Origin of the sequence: Mesorhizobium sp. M0136 (genome assembly GCF_040322515.1) — a bacterium.
Lineage (GTDB): Bacteria > Pseudomonadota > Alphaproteobacteria > Rhizobiales > Rhizobiaceae > Mesorhizobium.
Window position 1 is genome coordinate 255,956 of sequence record NZ_JAMYTP010000005.1, and the last position, 14,708, is coordinate 270,663.

Sequence of the window (14,708 nt, forward strand, 5' to 3'; positions counted from 1 at the left end):
AGCTTTTCTAGGTATTATCAACACATCTGCAAAACCTGCCATACAGGTTTGCCTTCTGAACTGGAGCTCGCGTGAGCACGGTGGTAGCCGCAAAACATTCCGACGCAGCGAGCCTGGTCAGCAATACGATCGGCGAGATCACGCGCCACATCCGCACGCATGAACTCGGACCAGGCGACCGGCTGCCCAGTGAGGCCGCGCTTTCGAGGCAATTGAGCGTCTCGCGTACTGTGGTGCGCGAGGCCTTCAGCTCGCTCGCCGCGATGCGGCTTATCGACCTCAGGGCAGGCAGGCGGGCTACCGTCGCCGAGCTGGACTATGGCGCCATGTCGCTGGTGATCGAGCATGGTGTCCACACCGAGCAGATCACGGTGCAGCAAATCTACGACGTGCGCCGCACGATCGAGACCCGCACCGCCATGCTGGCGGCTTTGCGCAGAACCGCCGACGAAGTGGAAAGGATCAGGGCGCACGCGCTTGCCATGCGCGAGAATTTCCAGCGACCGGAACAGGTCATGGAGCACGATCTCGCCTTTCACCTCGAAATCGCGAAGGCGGCAAAGAATCCGGTTTTTAGCCTCATCGTAGGCGCGTTCGAGCGCGTATCGCGCCAGACCTGGCCGATCGGCTGGCGCAGCCGCCCTTCGGATGCCGAGCAGTTGGAGATGATCCAGATCCATATCGAGCTCGCCGAAGCAATCGAGACCGGTGATCCCCAGTCTGCTCGCGACCTGATGGCGAGGCATTTTGACGAGAGCGTCAAGGCCCTGCTGGCGGCCGGCATCGCCTGAGGACGGGGGCGCAATGAAGATCGCGAAACTGGAAACGCTGCGGCTCAAGGAGCGGCCGAACCTTCTCTGGGTCCTGGTTCACACGGACGAAGACCTCGTAGGACTGGGCGAGACCTTCTTCATGGCCGAGACCGTCGAGACCTATTTGCACGAATATGTCGCGCCGCGCGTGATCGGTCGCGACCCCTTGCAGATCGACCTGCTCGCCGCCGATCTTGTCGGCTATCTCGGTTTTCGATCGACGGGCGCGGAAGTCAGGGGCAATTCCGCTTTCGACATCGCGCTTTGGGATCTGTTTGGAAAGGCCACGGGTCAGCCGATCGCACAGCTCCTCGGCGGGTTCACCAGGCACGAGATCAGGACCTACAACACCTGTGCCGGACCCGAATACATCAAGAAGGCCACGGGCCAGACGACGGCCAACTACGGGCTCGATAAGCCCGGCGACGGCTATGATGATCTGAACGGCTTCCTTCACCGCGCCGACGAACTGGCGCATTCGTTATTGGAGGAAGGCATCACGGCCATGAAGATCTGGCCGTTCGACATGGCCGCCGAGAAAACGCGCGGCCAGTATATATCCCAGCCCGACTTGAATTCCGCGCTGACGCCATTCGAGAAAATCCGCAATGCGGTCGGCGACAAGATGGACATCATGGTTGAATTCCATTCAATGTGGCAGCTGCTGCCGGCCATCCAGATCGCTCGCGAGCTTGCCCCCTACAAGACCTTCTGGCACGAAGATCCGATCAGGATGGACAGCCTGTCCAGCCTGAAACGCTATGCCGAGGCTTCGCTGGCGCCGATATCGGCTTCCGAGACGCTCGGTTCCCGCTGGGCCTTCCGCGACCTTCTCGAAACTGGAGCGGCCGGTGTCATCATGCTCGATATCAGCTGGTGCGGCGGGCTCTCGGAGGCGCGCAAGATCGCTGCCATGGCTGAGGCATGGCACCTGCCGGTCGCGCCACACGACTGCACCGGTCCAGTGGTGCTCGGCGCATCGACCCACCTGTCGCTGAATGCGCCGAACGCGCTTGTCCAGGAGAGTGTCAGGGCCTTTTACAAGACCTGGTACCGCGACCTTGTGACCGCTTTGCCGCAGGTGAAGAACGGCATGATCACCGTGCCTCCCGGACCGGGCCTCGGCATGGAACTGAACCCGGAGATCGATCGCGCCTTCACGGCGCTTCGACGGGTGACTGACGCATCGACTCTCTGAAAATGAACCTGAAGCAGCTTTCTACGGAGGAGGAGAACCATGAAGAAGCTACTTATCTCGGCAGCCTTGGGAGCAGTACTGGCTGGAGGCTCGACAATCGGCTCACGCGCACAGGAGCCGATGAACATCGTCTTCACGCATCATTCGTCGGCGTCGAACCCGTTCTGGCAGGCGGTGAAGAAGGGGTTTGACGACGCCTGCGCCAAGATCCAGGCCAATTGCCAGATGGTCTTCACGCAGACCGAAGGCTCGATCGAGCAACAATCGGCCAACATGCAGGCGGCACTCGCGGCAAAACCGGACGCGCTGATCACCTCGATCGTCGACAACAATGCTTTCGACCAGATCATCGCCGACGCCCGCGCTGCCGGCGTCACGGTCATCGCGTCCAACGTCGACGACACCGAGGGTGCAGCCGGCAATGCCCGCCAGGCCTTCATCGGCCAGGGCTTCATTCCCGCCGGCTACGAACTCGGCAAGAAGATGTCTGAGTTCTTCCCCAAGGAAGGCAAGATCAGGGCGCTCGTCGGCGTCTCCGCGCCCGGTCAGAACTGGTCGGAACAGCGCGCTGCCGGTGTCATGAAGTTCCTTGAGGAATACAAGGCCGCGAATGGCGGACGCGACGTAGTCATCGAACGGCTCGACACCGGCACAGATGGCGCCGTCGTCGCCGATCGTGTGGGCGCCTATCTGTCTGCCCACCCGGACACCACGGTGTATTTCGACACCGGCCTTTGGCATGCTTACGTGGCCCAAGTGCTGATCGATCGCGGCATCGAGCCGGGCAAGGTGCTGATGGGCGGCTTCGATATCGTCTCGGAAGTCCTGCAACAGATGGAAGCGGGTTATATCCAGGTCCAGGTCGACCAGCAGCCCTACATGCAGGGCTTCATGCCGGTGATGGAATCCTATCTCGCCAAGAACGTCGGTTTGCTGCCGGCAGACATCGACACCGGCAAGGGCATCATCGTCAAGGAAGACGTGCCGAAGCTCAAGGAACTGGCCGCAAAAGGCGTGCGGTAGGCGGCGAAGCCGGCGTCCTCTCCTCGTTCTTTACGGGAGGGGGGCAAGGGTGGGGGCAGGCCGCGTGGCCTTTGGGCGTTTTAGCTCCACCCCTCATCCTGGCACCGCATCTCCCCGTCAAGGGCGGTAGAAGACAGACTGCCGTCATCCCCTTGCCGAGCGGCAAGCCAGGGCAAACAATCCCAAGCCGGAGCGAATGATGAAGCGCTTGATGAAGATTTATCTGGAGAAGCCGGAGCTTGCCGCGGTCGTGTTCCTGCTTCTCCTCCTTCTCGTCTTTCAGATACGCTCGAACGGCGTATTTCTGAACACACAGAACGTGCGCGGAATGCTTGGGCTGCTGCCTGAAATGGGGCTGGTCGCGATCGGCGTGACCCTGCTGATGATATGCGGCGAGTTTGATCTTTCCGTGGGCTCGGTCTTTGCGCTGACCCCGATGACGATGGCGGTGATGCTGGCGGCCGGCGTGTCGTTCGCGCCGGCCTTTGCCGCCGGCCTCGCGATCGCCGCCCTGATCGGCTTCTTCAACGGATTCATAACGATTCGTTTCGCGATACCAAGCTTCATCACCACGCTTGGCATGCTGTTCATCGCGCGTTCGCTGACGGTGGTAATCTCCGGCGGCTTCCCTCCTGTCATCCCGGCCAACGCTCTGCCCAAATGGCTGTTTACGATCTATGTGGGGCCGGGCGACCTCTTTCGCATGTCGTTCTTCTGGTTTGTCGCCGTGGCAATCCTGGCGACGGTGCTTCTGTCGCGCACGAATTTCGGCAACTGGGTGCGCGCCACCGGCGGCTTTCTGCCTGCCGCGCAATCGATGGGCATCCCGACGGCCCGGGTAAAGGTCGCCTGCTTCATGATATGTTCTGTGCTCGCCGGCTTTGCCGGCACCATTCAGGTGATGCGGCTCGGCGCGCCGCTGCCCTCGATCGGCGAGGGGCTGGAGTTGCAAGCCGTGTCGGCTGCCGTCATCGGTGGCGCGTCGCTGGCTGGCGGCATCGGCACTATCTTCGGCGGCATCATAGGGGCTGCCCTTATCCGCGTCATCGACAACGGACTGGTGCTGAGCCAGGTTGACGCCAACTGGTTCAAGATGGCAATCGGCTTCCTGACTATCTTCGCGGTCGTCGTGAATGCCTGGCTGCGAAAGCGGGGCAGGGCAATGAAGGTGGAGACCTGATCATGGCGGCACCCATCATCGCGATCAAGGGACTCCAGAAATGGTATTCCGGCGTCCACGCCTTGAAGAACGTTACACTGGACATCTACCCAGACGAGGCACTGGGCCTCGTCGGCGACAACGGCGCCGGCAAATCGACGTTGATCAACATCCTGTCAGGTACCCAAAAGCCCGATGGCGGCGAGATCAGGATCGAAGGTGAACCGGTCCGATTCTCTAACCCGCGCGACGCCATGGATCGCGGCATCGAGACGATCTACCAGTACAATTCGATGGTGCCGACCATGACCATCGCCCGCAACGTTTTCATCGGACGCGAGCCGGTGAAGGGCTCGGTTTTCGGCATCGGCATCCTGGACCAGAAGCGCATGCGTGACGAAAGTGTCAAGGCGATCGCGGACGTCGATCTGCATCTGAGGTCGCCCGACGCGCTGGTCGGCGAACTGTCGGGCGGCCAGCGCCAAGGCGTGGCGATCGCCCGGGCCATGCACTTCAAGTCGAAAGTCATGATTCTCGACGAGCCGACCAATCATCTTTCGGTGAAGGAGACGCGAAAGGTGATTGGCTTCGTTCGCGCGCTCAAGGCCCAGAACATCACCAGCGTCTTCATCAGCCACAACATGCATCATGTTTTCGAATGCTGCGACCGGGTCGTGGCCATGGCGCGTGGAGAGATCGTTCTCGACAAGCGGATCGGCGAGACTTCGATCGAGGAAATCCACGAGGTTCTGTGACGCGAAGAAGCAATCAGTCGCGAGCCGCTCTACTGGTAGAGATCAGTCTGCGCTACGGCTTTTGCGCAAGGATCGCCTCAGCGGTTTTCTCGTCGGTGATCAGCACATCGACGACTCCCAGACGCAACACGGCGCGCAGCACCGGAACCTTGTCGAGGCCACCGGAGGGCAGGATCACAGTGTCGACGTCGCGCAGATGTTCGGGCGCGAGGCCGATTACGCGACTGTTTAGCGGGTGATCCACGAGTTGTCCGTCGGCGCCGATCCAGTGGCCGCAAATATCGCCGACGGCTCCCGCTTCGCGGAGCGATTTGAGATCATCGTCGCCTACCAGTCCGATCCGAAAGATGGTGGCGTCCTTGTGCACCGCGCCCACCGAAACGAAAGCGGCGTCAACGTCGCGGGCATGGGTGAAGGCGTCTTCCAGAATGGACTGGCGCATAAGCAGATCGCGCGTGGCCTCCGTGTCCGTGAACACCGGTGCTGCGATGTAGAAGCATTCCGCATCGAAAAGCGCGGCGAGCCGCGAAGCGATCTCATAGATGTTGATCGCCGATCCGCGCGTGAGCCCACCAAGCAGGGAAACGACCGACATTCCTTTGACCGGGCGTACGGTCACTGACCGCAGACTAAGCTGGAGCGTCCGTCCCCATCCCACGCCCACCGATATCCCGTCGCGGATTCTGAGCGACAGGGCCTCACCGGCGGCGGCTGCGATGACCTGTGGCACCAGCGCGGGATCGGGTGGTGTCGGAACCACGATTGGATCCGAGACACCATAGGCGTCCCGCAGCCGGTGCTCCAGCTCGATGCAGTTCGCCACCTTCGAATTGATGCGAATCTGAACGATCCCCCGCTGGCGCGCGTGCGCCAGCATCCGGTTGACGCGAAGGCGGGTCAGGCCAAGAGACTTGGCAATTTGCGCCTGCGTGAGGTCACCGACGTAAGCAAGCCAGGCGGCGCGCACGAGCAGCCCTTCCTCACGATCAGCCGTGACCGAACTCGTTACAGCTTGGCGGCCGTCGCGTTTCTTTCGTGCGGGTTTCTCCATCAGATCATCCTGTCCACTCCGCGGCAGCGGGTCCAGAGCGGGCTCGGCCGAGCCATGTGCTCATCGATATGAGGCATCAATCGAGTTTCCCCGGCTCCGCTAGCCTCGATGATAGCGGTCGAAGGACAAAACCAGCGGAGCATCGTGACAAACCGCGTCGATGATGGCGGTCGTCAGCGGCAGGCGATCATGGGGAAGTACACCCCGGGCCATCATATTCTTCAAAGTCGGACCAAGGTCCAGCGCCAGTTGCGCTCCCTCGACCGTGTCCGAACTCATATGTTCGCGCTTCGCCACGGAATAGGGCAGGCCGCGGCCAAGCAGGCGCCCCATGCGACCGTTACGGCCCGCCTGGCAGGTCACATAAAGATCGCCGGAGCCTGCCAGCCCCAGCACTGTTTCGATTTTTCCGCCCAGAGCATCGACCAGAATCGCCATCTCCGCGAGGGACTGCGAGAAAAGTGACGAGGCAAGATTGTGCATGAGCGCACCATTGGGCGCCTTGCCGTCGCGCTCCAGCAGTCCGACGGGAGCCCCAACGGCTAGTGTGTAGAAATTCTTGAAAGCAGCGCAGATCTCGACGCCGACGAGATCGGATGACGATCGCGCGTGATAGAAGGGCGCGCGCAGAAGGCGGGAGGCCGCGGCCACCTGGTCGGGATCGTGTCCGGCAACGATCACAGACGTATCGCGCTGTGCCGCCAGTTCGCCGGCAATACACGGTCCGCCGACGGCCATCACCGGGACTGACAAGCCGGTGCGTTGCTCGATCTCGCGGGCAAGCAGATGTGGCAGGATTTCCACGCCTTCGTCGCTTGCGGCAAGTCCTTTCGTAATCATCAGTATCGGCAGGGGCGACTTGATGCTTTCTGCAATTCGCTCGATCGCCCAAGGAATGCCGGCCGACGAGACGCCGAGTACAAGCAGATCGGGTCCATCGTTCATCGCTGCCCCGAATTCGGTCCAGGAACAGGCGGTCACCACATCAGGCAGAGTGATGCTGAGGCGTGGGTGATGACTTGTGCTGGCCACCGAGCCGACGATCTTCTCATCGAGATGGGTCCCGACAAGAGTGATGCGGTTACCAGCGTAAGCGGCCGGAAGCGTCATGGCAGAGCCCATGACGCCGGCGCCGAGGATGATGATCCGCGCCATTCAGGTTCTTCCCTTGTCCAGCCGCTCGCCGCTATCTTCGTCGAACAGGTGGATTCGCTCAGGCGCCGGCTCCAAATGGATCACAGCTCCAGGAGAGGGCTCCATGCGGTCATGCAGCACCGAGCAGATCGCGGTGTTGCCCATGCTGGCAAAGATGTGGATTTCGGGGCCGGTCGGCTCGACAACCGTAATCCTGGCCGGGATGCCGCGCCCGTCGGCCACGGGTCGGAGGTGTTCGGGGCGAATGCCGTAGATCACCTTTTGGCCGGGCCGGACCGCAGCCCCTGGCGGCAGCGGGAGGGATAGCTCGTCGGTCCGCACCACCCAGGCATCGCGCTCGGAAGCCACCTCGCCATGGAACATGTTCATTGCGGGCGAGCCTATGAAGGAAGCGACGAACAGGTTTGCCGGGTGATCGTAGACATCGAGCGGGCGCCCGATCTGCTCGATACGGCCGTCGCGCATGATGACGATGACATCGGCCATGGTCATGGCCTCGATCTGGTCATGCGTGACATAGACCGTGGTGGTCTTCAGTCGCTGGTGGAGTTCCTTGATTTCGGTGCGCATCTGCACCCGCAGCTTGGCATCGAGGTTGGACAGCGGCTCGTCGAACAGGAACACAGTTGGGTCCCGCACGATGGCGCGGCCCATGGCGACGCGCTGCCGCTGGCCGCCCGAAAGCTGGCGAGGGTACCGTTCCAGATAGGGAGTCAGGTTGAGGATCGATGCCGCCCACCCGACCTTCTGTTTGATTTCTTCGTTGGGGCGCTTCTTCAACTGCATGGAAAAGGCCATGTTGTCGAAGACGGTCATGTGCGCATAAAGCGCGTAATTCTGGAAGACCATCGCGATGTTGCGGTCTTTGGGGTGAAGCGTGTTGACGACCCTGTCGCCTATGGCGATCTCACCGGACGTGATGGGCTCGAGACCGGCTATCATGCGCAACAACGTGGACTTGCCGCAGCCGGACGGCCCCAACAGAACGACGAACTGGCCATCCTCGATCGAGAGATCTAGTCCATCGATAATCGAGAGGGCGCCATAGTCCTTCTTTATGTTGCTGATGGTGACAGACGCCATAAATTCCTACCCTTCGATTGCCCTTGCCGGTTGGATCTCATTTTCGCCATGCGAGCCATTGGCGATCGGATGCGCTCTCACCATTGGCTGTCCAGAAATTCTTCCAGGAGTCCTGCATCGGCGGCCAGATTGACAAAGGACCAGCGGCCGCGGATTTCTCGCGAATAGCGAATGGCATCGTGCCAAAGCGCGCGCGGCAGGCCTAGTTCCGCGCCGGTGACCGGCCCCCCCGCAGCCTTCAGGGCTGCCTCCATGCGGGCAACCGGCATTGCCATTGGCCGAACCTCCTGGCGCAGGGCCGGCCAGATTTCCGCGAGTTTCCGGTTGAAGATTTCCGTCTGGCTGGCGTCGAGTGCTGTCTTCCTCATCTCGGCAATGCAAAGTGGTCCAAGCTGCGCTCCATAGCGGGCCAGCATCGCCGCCTCGTCGATGACGGTTGGCTTTGCCTGCGGCGGCTCTTCCATGTCCAGCAGCAGCGTTTGCAGACGCGCCATGACCAGAGAGGCAACCCCGACCTGCTGGCCGTGCGTGGTGCCTGGATGATGTGCTTGCGCGAACATGTCGACCCAATGGGAGATCTGGTGCTCCCCCATGGACCCGGGATGGGAAACGCCAGCAAAGCACACGCCCATCGAGCACAGCGTCAGGACGCGCTGGAGATGCCCGACGGCGGTGATGTCGTGCCTGGCAAGGCCAGGCGCATGGGCCAGCATCGGTTCCTCATCGCCCGCCTGAAGCAGATAAGGCACCTCGGAATAATAAGTGCCGAACAGCCGATGCGAAGCCCACCAGTCGATCTGGGCGGTGGAGCGGCAGAGGCTGTCGCCAAGCCCGGCGGCGCTGAGCCAACTGGGTGCTGCAGCCGACACGCCAAGGTCCAGGAAGATGCCTCGCGGAGCATGCGAGGGCAGCGAGAACTTGAGCCCTGAAGCCAACGTCACCGACGCTGTCGAGGCGCCATAGCCATTCATCGAGGCCGCCGTGCCGAAGACGGCATAGGGCCGCTGGTCGAGGAAGGTTGCATGCTTGCAGCTGTCGTTGAGGACGCCGGACCCGACGGCCACGACGCCTTCGGCGTGACGCGTCTTCTCCCTGACCATCTGGATCGTTGCCTCATCGCAGTCGAGGCCGTCAGGCAGCACGATTTCGTCGATTTCGGCGATGGCACGCAGCGCCTTCGCGACGCGCCTGCCCATCACATCGACGGTGTTGATATCGGAGACCACGGCGATGCGGCTGCCTAGCGCCAGAGGCGCAACGAGATCCCCCTCGCGGCCCTCCGTCGTCTCCAGCAATTCGATTGTCTGGAACGGCAGGACCGCGGCTGCGCCTGTCTTGGGATCTGTCCAGCGTCCTGCGACAACGTCCTCGATCAAGGCGTTCCAGTTGCTCGCTTCAGCCATGATCGGTCTCCATGAAGGCCGCGAGACGCTGGTTCCAGGTTGAAAGCGTTGGCCAAAGATCGGCATGGATCGCAAGAAGTTCGGCGTAGAGCGCGGCCCGTTTCTCGTCTGGTTCGAAGGTTTTGGCCGGCTCGCTGGCCATTGCGAGCGACGCTTCGGCGATGGTGGAAAACCAGCCCACGCCCTTTGCCGCCGCCATCGCCGCGCCAAGCGATGAGGCTTCGACGGTCGTCGAACGCTTTACGGGGTGATCGAGCGCATCCGCCAGAATCTGCATCCACAGGTCCGACTTCGCTCCTCCGCCGATGGCTATGAATTGGCCGATGGTCTGGGCGGCAGCTGCGGCGGCCCGCTGACTTGTCGCGGCCTGATGCAGCGCTATGCCTTCCAGCACGGCACGATAGATGTCGCCGCGGCTGCTCGAGCCGGACAGCCCGGCAATCACACCACGGGCCCTACTGTCCCAGTGCGGGTCCATGACGCCCTGCCAGTAGGGAAGAAGCATTATGCCGCCTGCGCCGATCGGGCTGGCAGCGGCTTCGGCCTCGAGCGCTGCCAGGCCGCTTGCGCCATGCAGATCGACGCCAAGCATTTCGCGCGCCATCCAGTCGACGAGAAAAGTGCCGGCGCGAAGGCACGTCTCGTAGATATAGCCGTCATCGGCGACCGCCGTCTCGGTGCGGAAGGCCTGGTCATGGACGTAGTCCGTGCCAAAGCTGCCGGAGACGACCGCCGTGCCGAGATTGATGTAAGCGCATCGCGGCTGCAACACGCCAGCGCCCGTTCCGGCGCATTGACCGTCGCCGCCGCCGGCGACGATCGGCGTGCCCTCCCGCAGGCCCGTCAGTATGGCGGCTTCCGAAGTCAGTTGGCCCAGAACCGTGCCGGGCCTCGCCAGGTCCGGCATCATTCCCCGCGCGACGCCCGCGGCGTCCAGTATTTCGTTCGACCAGTCCATAGCTCGCATATCGAGTATGCCCATCGGGTCGGCGGATGCGGTGGATGTCACCCACCGGCCGCTCAAGCGAAAGACCAGATAGCCATGGACTTCGGCCATTCGCTCCACGCGGGCAAAAATCTCGGGCTCTTCCTCGCGAAACCAGATCATGCGGTAAAGGCAGGGAATGACGTCGAGCGGCTTGCCGGATATTGCGTGGACGCGTGCCGCGCCGAAATTCTCGCCGAAGCGCCGTGCTTTCCCACGGGCGCGCTCATCGAGCCAGAGCGTCGCCGGCCCGACCGCCTGGCCCTGCTCGTCGAAAAGGCCGAAGCTTTCGCGCTGGCTGGCAATCGCAAGGGCAGCAATGCGTGCCGGCGAAACTGTTGCCACGACAGCACGAAGCGCCGTCACCGTCGAGGCCCACCACTCGGCCGGATCCTGCTCGAAATAGCCCGGACGCGGGTTGGACATTGCAAGCGGTGCACGACCTTCAGCCACGGCCAGCCCATTGCGGTCCCAGGCGATCGCCTTGGTTGCCGAGGTCGAGGAATCGATGCCGATGACGAGATCCGGAACCATTGCCGCCACATTGCCAAAGGGCGAGGGCGGTGGAAGCCGCCTTCGCCCAAATCACCGACGAGTCGCTAAAGACCGGCGTCCTTGACTTTGCCGTCGACAATGCCGGCAATGGCATCGAGGCACGCCTTGGCATTGCCGCCATAGTCTTGGCCCGTAAGCAATTTGCCGAGCTCAACCGGAATGTCGTTGTTCGACAGATCCGCCCAGATCGGCATGTCCGGCTCCGATCCCATCTGGTTGTCGATCGTGTATTTGATCGCGTCGAAGTGGCGTGTCGTTCCAGGCCCGACAACGGCCTTCGCCTTCACGCGAGGATCGGTGAAGGAAGAATTGCGCATCGGCGAGGCGCCGCCGCCGAGCGTCGATACCCGCGCCATCACATCCTTCGAGCAGACCCACTGCATGAACAGCCATGCCGCTTCCTTGTTCTTGGAATATTGCGAGAGCGAAATCGTCGAGCCGCCCTGGTGACCAACGGCCGGGATTTCGTTGAAGCCGCAATCGGCGGCGGCGCGACGACCGGGAACTTCCTTGGGCGCGGGCAGGGCCTCGAACAGGCCTTTGACCTTGGAATCGTTGGCGTCGAAGCCGGGGAAATCTTCGCCCCAGGTGATTGCCATCGCGGCCTGCCCCTGTGTCAGTGCCTGTCCCTGACCGTCCCAAGTCCATGTCGTCGCAGAGGGCGGCGAGTTCTTGACCAGCTCCTGATAGAATTGCAGCCCGGCCACGCCGCGCTCGTCATTGCCGACAAACTTCTTGTCTTTGTTGAAGATCGAACCGCCATGGCCCCACAAGGCGAAGGTCCAGTCGCATTCGAGCGAATAATGGCCGGACTTCGCCTGGCACGCGGTGCCGAAGATGCCGTTGCTTTTTTCTGCCTCAGTGAGCGCCTGCACGGCCTTGAGGTAGGCGTCGAGGTCTGTCGGAAGCGCAATGTTGTGTTTGTCGAAAAGATCCTTGCGGTACATCAGGATGAAGATCGGAATATCGAATGGGATTCCGCACTGTTTGCCGTTGTACATGGCAATGCCGTCGACCAGCGGCTTGGAGAAATCGTCCCAGTCGAAGTTGGGCATCGCCAGGTCTTTGTTCTGGTCATAGTACTCGCGCGGATCGACGACGTCCTGTGCAAACGTCGCCATCCAGGACTGGTCGAGATAGTAGACGTCGTAGGTGCCAAGCTGGCCCTGCACGTCTTGCGTCGCCTTGGCGAGAACCTGCTCCAACGGCACGATCTCGACTTCCACCTCAATGCCGGTGGCCTTGGTGAATTCACCCGCGACAAGCTGGTTGGCGACGATCGTTGGCGGCGTCGCTTCCGAAGTGTAGCGGATTTTGGTGCCGGCATACGGTTTGCCGACATCGGCCAGCCACTTCAGCATATCAGCGTCCTGGGCGCGGGCCTCTTCAACCCCGAGGCCCAGGATCCCGCGATTGGTGCGGCCGCCACCTAGCATGGCTGATCCGAAGGCAGAAAAGCCGACACCGGCGAGCGCCATCTTCCTCATGAAGTCGCGTTTGGTTATTCGGCGCGCCGTAAAGTCGTTGCAGGTATCGGCGACGAATGTCTTCTTGTCGTGTTCTCTGAAGCTCATGATCGTTCCTCCGTTGCTTTTTTGTCGTCGTTCTTCTCGCCTGCGCCTCACTCCTTCAGGGACCCGAGGGTGAGGCCGCGGACCAGATGCCGTTGAACCAGCAGGATAAAGATGAAGCTGGGTATGATCGCGGACGTGCCGAGCGCTGTGATGTAGCCCCACTCGGTTGCGGTCGAGGTGACAAAGGTCGAGATCTTCACCGGCACGGTGCGGATCGACGTTGTCAGGAACAGTGAGAGCAGGAACTCGGTCCACGAAAAGATGAAACACAGCACAGCCGTCGCGGCGATGCCGCCCTTGACCATGGGAAGGACCACGCGCCGGAACGTCTGCCAGCGCGTCGCGCCGTCGATCAGCGCCGCCTCGTCGACCTCGCGCGGGACGTCGTCGAAGAACGACTTCAAAAGCAAAACCGCCAGCGGCAGATTGATCAAACTGTGAACGAGGATGAGCCCCGTATAGGTATCGCGCAAGCCGAGATCGCGGAACATGAAAACGATCGGAATGACGATCGCGATTGGCGGCATGAAGCGCTGCGAGAGAATCCAGAACAGGAAGGACTGCTGGCCGCTGAACTGCATTCGCGACAAGCAGTAGGCGGCCAGAGTTGCCAGCAGCAGCGTCAGCGCCGTCGATCCGACGGCTATGATGGCACTGTCGAGCAACGACTGGCGGGAATCGTAGGAACTGGCGCCCCCCTTGATGACCCCGGCCGCTTCGCCGCCCTGTTCCATGCCGATGTCGACGCGCGAAACGCCTAGCAACGTCACGCGGTAATTGTCCGGCGTCGGCGCGAAACCGGTGTAGACCGGTCCGCTGCGATCGAAGATCGCCGAATAGGGTTTGATGGACGACAGGGCCCACCACGCGATCGGGAACATGAAGATCGCCACCACCAGGACGGCGAGCACGTCACGGGCGATCGTTTGGGCGCGCGACGACTCCATCAGAACCTCACCTTGAACAGCCTGACGAAGACGTTCGACACGACGATCAAGGCGACGAGCACGATCAGCGACAGGGTCGCGGCATAGGGGAAGTCTCCGGTGAAGTAGATTCGCCCCGCGTAGAATGAAAGCGTCTCGGTGGCCGTGCCAGGCCCGCCAGCGGTGATGATGTAGACGTAGTCGTAGATGCGAAAGAGATCGACGCCGCGGATCAGCACCGCAACCGCTATCACCTTGCGCAGCATCGGCAATGTGAGCCGCCAGAACGTCTGGATGCCGGTGGCGCCGTCGATCGCCGCGGCCTCGAAAGGTTCCTTCGGCAGTGCCCTGAGCCCTGCCAGGATGATGAGCACCATGAACGGCGTCCACTGCCATATGTCTGCCAGCAGGATCGCCGCCAATGCGGTTCCGGGCTGCGTCAGGATCGGCTGCGCCGGCGAGATCAGGTCGAGGGCATAGAGGTAGAACGACAGCACCCCGAAAGAGCCGTCCTGCATCAGCAGGAACATCATTCCGGTCACCGCAGGCGGCACCACCAGCGGCAGTGTCATCAGCGCCCGAAGCACCCCGTAACCTTTGCGATCGGTGTCAAGCAGAAGCGCGATGAGGATGCCGAGCGCAAGCTGAACCGCAAGCGCGACGAAGGTGTAGATCAGCGTGGTCTCCAGCGAATGCCACATACGCGCGTCCGAGAAGGCACGCGTCCATTGGTGGAGCCCGGCGAAGTCAAGTTGCCGGGAGACGACATTGCGTTTGTGGAACGACAGCCAGACTGAATAGGCGAGGGGGTAGATACCGAAAACGAGAAGCATCACCGTGATCGGCGCGAGCCAGGGGAAAGGATGCTCGGCCGTCATGAACCGGGGCAGGGCCCATCTGGGCGTTTCGCGGGTCACGGTCACCGTGCTCACGCGCAAATCTCCGCTCGGTCACAGAGACGCATCGGCCTTCTCCCTATCGGCCAGATTGTGCCAACTTGAACTTTTGTAAGTTTGTTGTGCCTTTTGT

Annotated in this window: 13 protein-coding genes; 5 read left to right on the plus strand and 8 right to left on the minus strand. The window is 61.8% G+C overall.

Features of this window, described 5'->3' with window-relative positions:
* The first annotated feature begins 71 nt into the window (after positions 1–71).
* From NKJ35_RS08365 to NKJ35_RS08385, 5 genes are all read left to right on the plus strand, one after another.
* Positions 72–791, plus strand: coding sequence for a FadR/GntR family transcriptional regulator (locus tag NKJ35_RS08365; RefSeq protein WP_502895628.1), 720 nt, complete (start codon positions 72–74; stop codon positions 789–791).
* 13 nt (positions 792–804) lie between these two features.
* On the plus strand, positions 805–2,010 hold the full coding sequence (locus tag NKJ35_RS08370) for a mandelate racemase/muconate lactonizing enzyme family protein (RefSeq protein WP_352646208.1): 1,206 nt from the start codon (positions 805–807) through the stop codon (positions 2,008–2,010).
* A gap of 39 nt (positions 2,011–2,049) precedes the next feature.
* The gene (locus NKJ35_RS08375) at positions 2,050–3,033 is read left to right on the plus strand and encodes a sugar ABC transporter substrate-binding protein (protein ID WP_352646210.1); all 984 of its coding nucleotides are present in this window, start codon (positions 2,050–2,052) and stop codon (positions 3,031–3,033) included.
* A gap of 199 nt (positions 3,034–3,232) precedes the next feature.
* Positions 3,233–4,213, plus strand: coding sequence for an ABC transporter permease (locus NKJ35_RS08380; protein WP_352646212.1), 981 nt, complete (start codon positions 3,233–3,235; stop codon positions 4,211–4,213).
* 2 nt (positions 4,214–4,215) lie between these two features.
* Positions 4,216–4,947 (plus strand): ATP-binding cassette domain-containing protein, encoded by a 732-nt coding sequence (locus NKJ35_RS08385; RefSeq protein ID WP_254819755.1) that lies wholly within the window; start codon positions 4,216–4,218, stop codon positions 4,945–4,947.
* A gap of 52 nt (positions 4,948–4,999) precedes the next feature.
* Here NKJ35_RS08385 and NKJ35_RS08390 read toward each other — a convergent pair whose 3' ends face one another.
* The 8 genes from NKJ35_RS08390 to NKJ35_RS08425 all read right to left on the minus strand — a co-directional run bounded on the left by NKJ35_RS08390 (position 5,000) and on the right by NKJ35_RS08425 (position 14,611).
* The gene (locus NKJ35_RS08390) at positions 5,000–5,998 is read right to left on the minus strand and encodes a sugar-binding transcriptional regulator (protein ID WP_352646214.1); all 999 of its coding nucleotides are present in this window, start codon (positions 5,996–5,998) and stop codon (positions 5,000–5,002) included.
* Positions 5,999–6,097: 99 nt separating this feature from the next.
* Entirely contained in the window at positions 6,098–7,153 is a 1,056-nt protein-coding gene (locus NKJ35_RS08395; protein ID WP_352646216.1) for a hypothetical protein, read from the minus strand.
* Positions 7,154–8,236 carry an ABC transporter ATP-binding protein gene (locus NKJ35_RS08400; RefSeq protein ID WP_352646218.1) on the minus strand — a complete coding sequence of 361 codons (1,083 nt, stop codon included), beginning with the start codon at positions 8,234–8,236 and terminating at the stop codon, positions 7,154–7,156. It abuts the gene before it with no gap.
* Positions 8,237–8,313: 77 nt separating this feature from the next.
* Entirely contained in the window at positions 8,314–9,639 is a 1,326-nt protein-coding gene (locus NKJ35_RS08405) for an iron-containing alcohol dehydrogenase (protein ID WP_352646220.1), read from the minus strand.
* On the minus strand, positions 9,632–11,158 hold the full coding sequence (locus tag NKJ35_RS08410) for a xylulokinase (protein ID WP_352646221.1): 1,527 nt from the start codon (positions 11,156–11,158) through the stop codon (positions 9,632–9,634). The genes NKJ35_RS08405 and NKJ35_RS08410 overlap by 8 nt, the downstream gene beginning before the upstream one ends.
* 65 nt (positions 11,159–11,223) lie before the next feature.
* The gene (locus tag NKJ35_RS08415; protein ID WP_352646222.1) at positions 11,224–12,753 is read right to left on the minus strand and encodes an ABC transporter substrate-binding protein; all 1,530 of its coding nucleotides are present in this window, start codon (positions 12,751–12,753) and stop codon (positions 11,224–11,226) included.
* A gap of 47 nt (positions 12,754–12,800) precedes the next feature.
* Positions 12,801–13,700, minus strand: coding sequence for a carbohydrate ABC transporter permease (locus NKJ35_RS08420; RefSeq protein WP_352646224.1), 900 nt, complete (start codon positions 13,698–13,700; stop codon positions 12,801–12,803).
* Positions 13,700–14,611, minus strand: coding sequence for a carbohydrate ABC transporter permease (locus NKJ35_RS08425; RefSeq protein ID WP_352646226.1), 912 nt, complete (start codon positions 14,609–14,611; stop codon positions 13,700–13,702). The genes NKJ35_RS08420 and NKJ35_RS08425 overlap by 1 nt, the downstream gene beginning before the upstream one ends.
* Positions 14,612–14,708: the final 97 nt, after the last annotated feature.

What these genes read in the sequence shown, in the direction of transcription:
- NKJ35_RS08370 (WP_352646208.1), top strand. Translation starts at nt 805, where the DNA reads ATGAAGATCGCGAAACTGGAAACGCTGCGGCTCAAGGAGCGGCCGAAC.
- NKJ35_RS08375 (WP_352646210.1), top strand. Translation starts at nt 2,050, where the DNA reads ATGAAGAAGCTACTTATCTCGGCAGCCTTGGGAGCAGTACTGGCTGGA.
- NKJ35_RS08380 (WP_352646212.1), top strand. Translation starts at nt 3,233, where the DNA reads ATGAAGCGCTTGATGAAGATTTATCTGGAGAAGCCGGAGCTTGCCGCG.
- NKJ35_RS08385 (WP_254819755.1), top strand. Translation starts at nt 4,216, where the DNA reads ATGGCGGCACCCATCATCGCGATCAAGGGACTCCAGAAATGGTATTCC.
- NKJ35_RS08390 (WP_352646214.1), bottom strand. Translation starts at nt 5,998, where the DNA reads ATGGAGAAACCCGCACGAAAGAAACGCGACGGCCGCCAAGCTGTAACG.
- NKJ35_RS08395 (WP_352646216.1), bottom strand. Translation starts at nt 7,153, where the DNA reads ATGGCGCGGATCATCATCCTCGGCGCCGGCGTCATGGGCTCTGCCATG.
- NKJ35_RS08400 (WP_352646218.1), bottom strand. Translation starts at nt 8,236, where the DNA reads ATGGCGTCTGTCACCATCAGCAACATAAAGAAGGACTATGGCGCCCTC.
- NKJ35_RS08405 (WP_352646220.1), bottom strand. Translation starts at nt 9,639, where the DNA reads ATGGCTGAAGCGAGCAACTGGAACGCCTTGATCGAGGACGTTGTCGCA.
- NKJ35_RS08410 (WP_352646221.1), bottom strand. Translation starts at nt 11,158, where the DNA reads ATGGTTCCGGATCTCGTCATCGGCATCGATTCCTCGACCTCGGCAACC.
- NKJ35_RS08415 (WP_352646222.1), bottom strand. Translation starts at nt 12,753, where the DNA reads ATGAGCTTCAGAGAACACGACAAGAAGACATTCGTCGCCGATACCTGC.
- NKJ35_RS08420 (WP_352646224.1), bottom strand. Translation starts at nt 13,700, where the DNA reads ATGGAGTCGTCGCGCGCCCAAACGATCGCCCGTGACGTGCTCGCCGTC.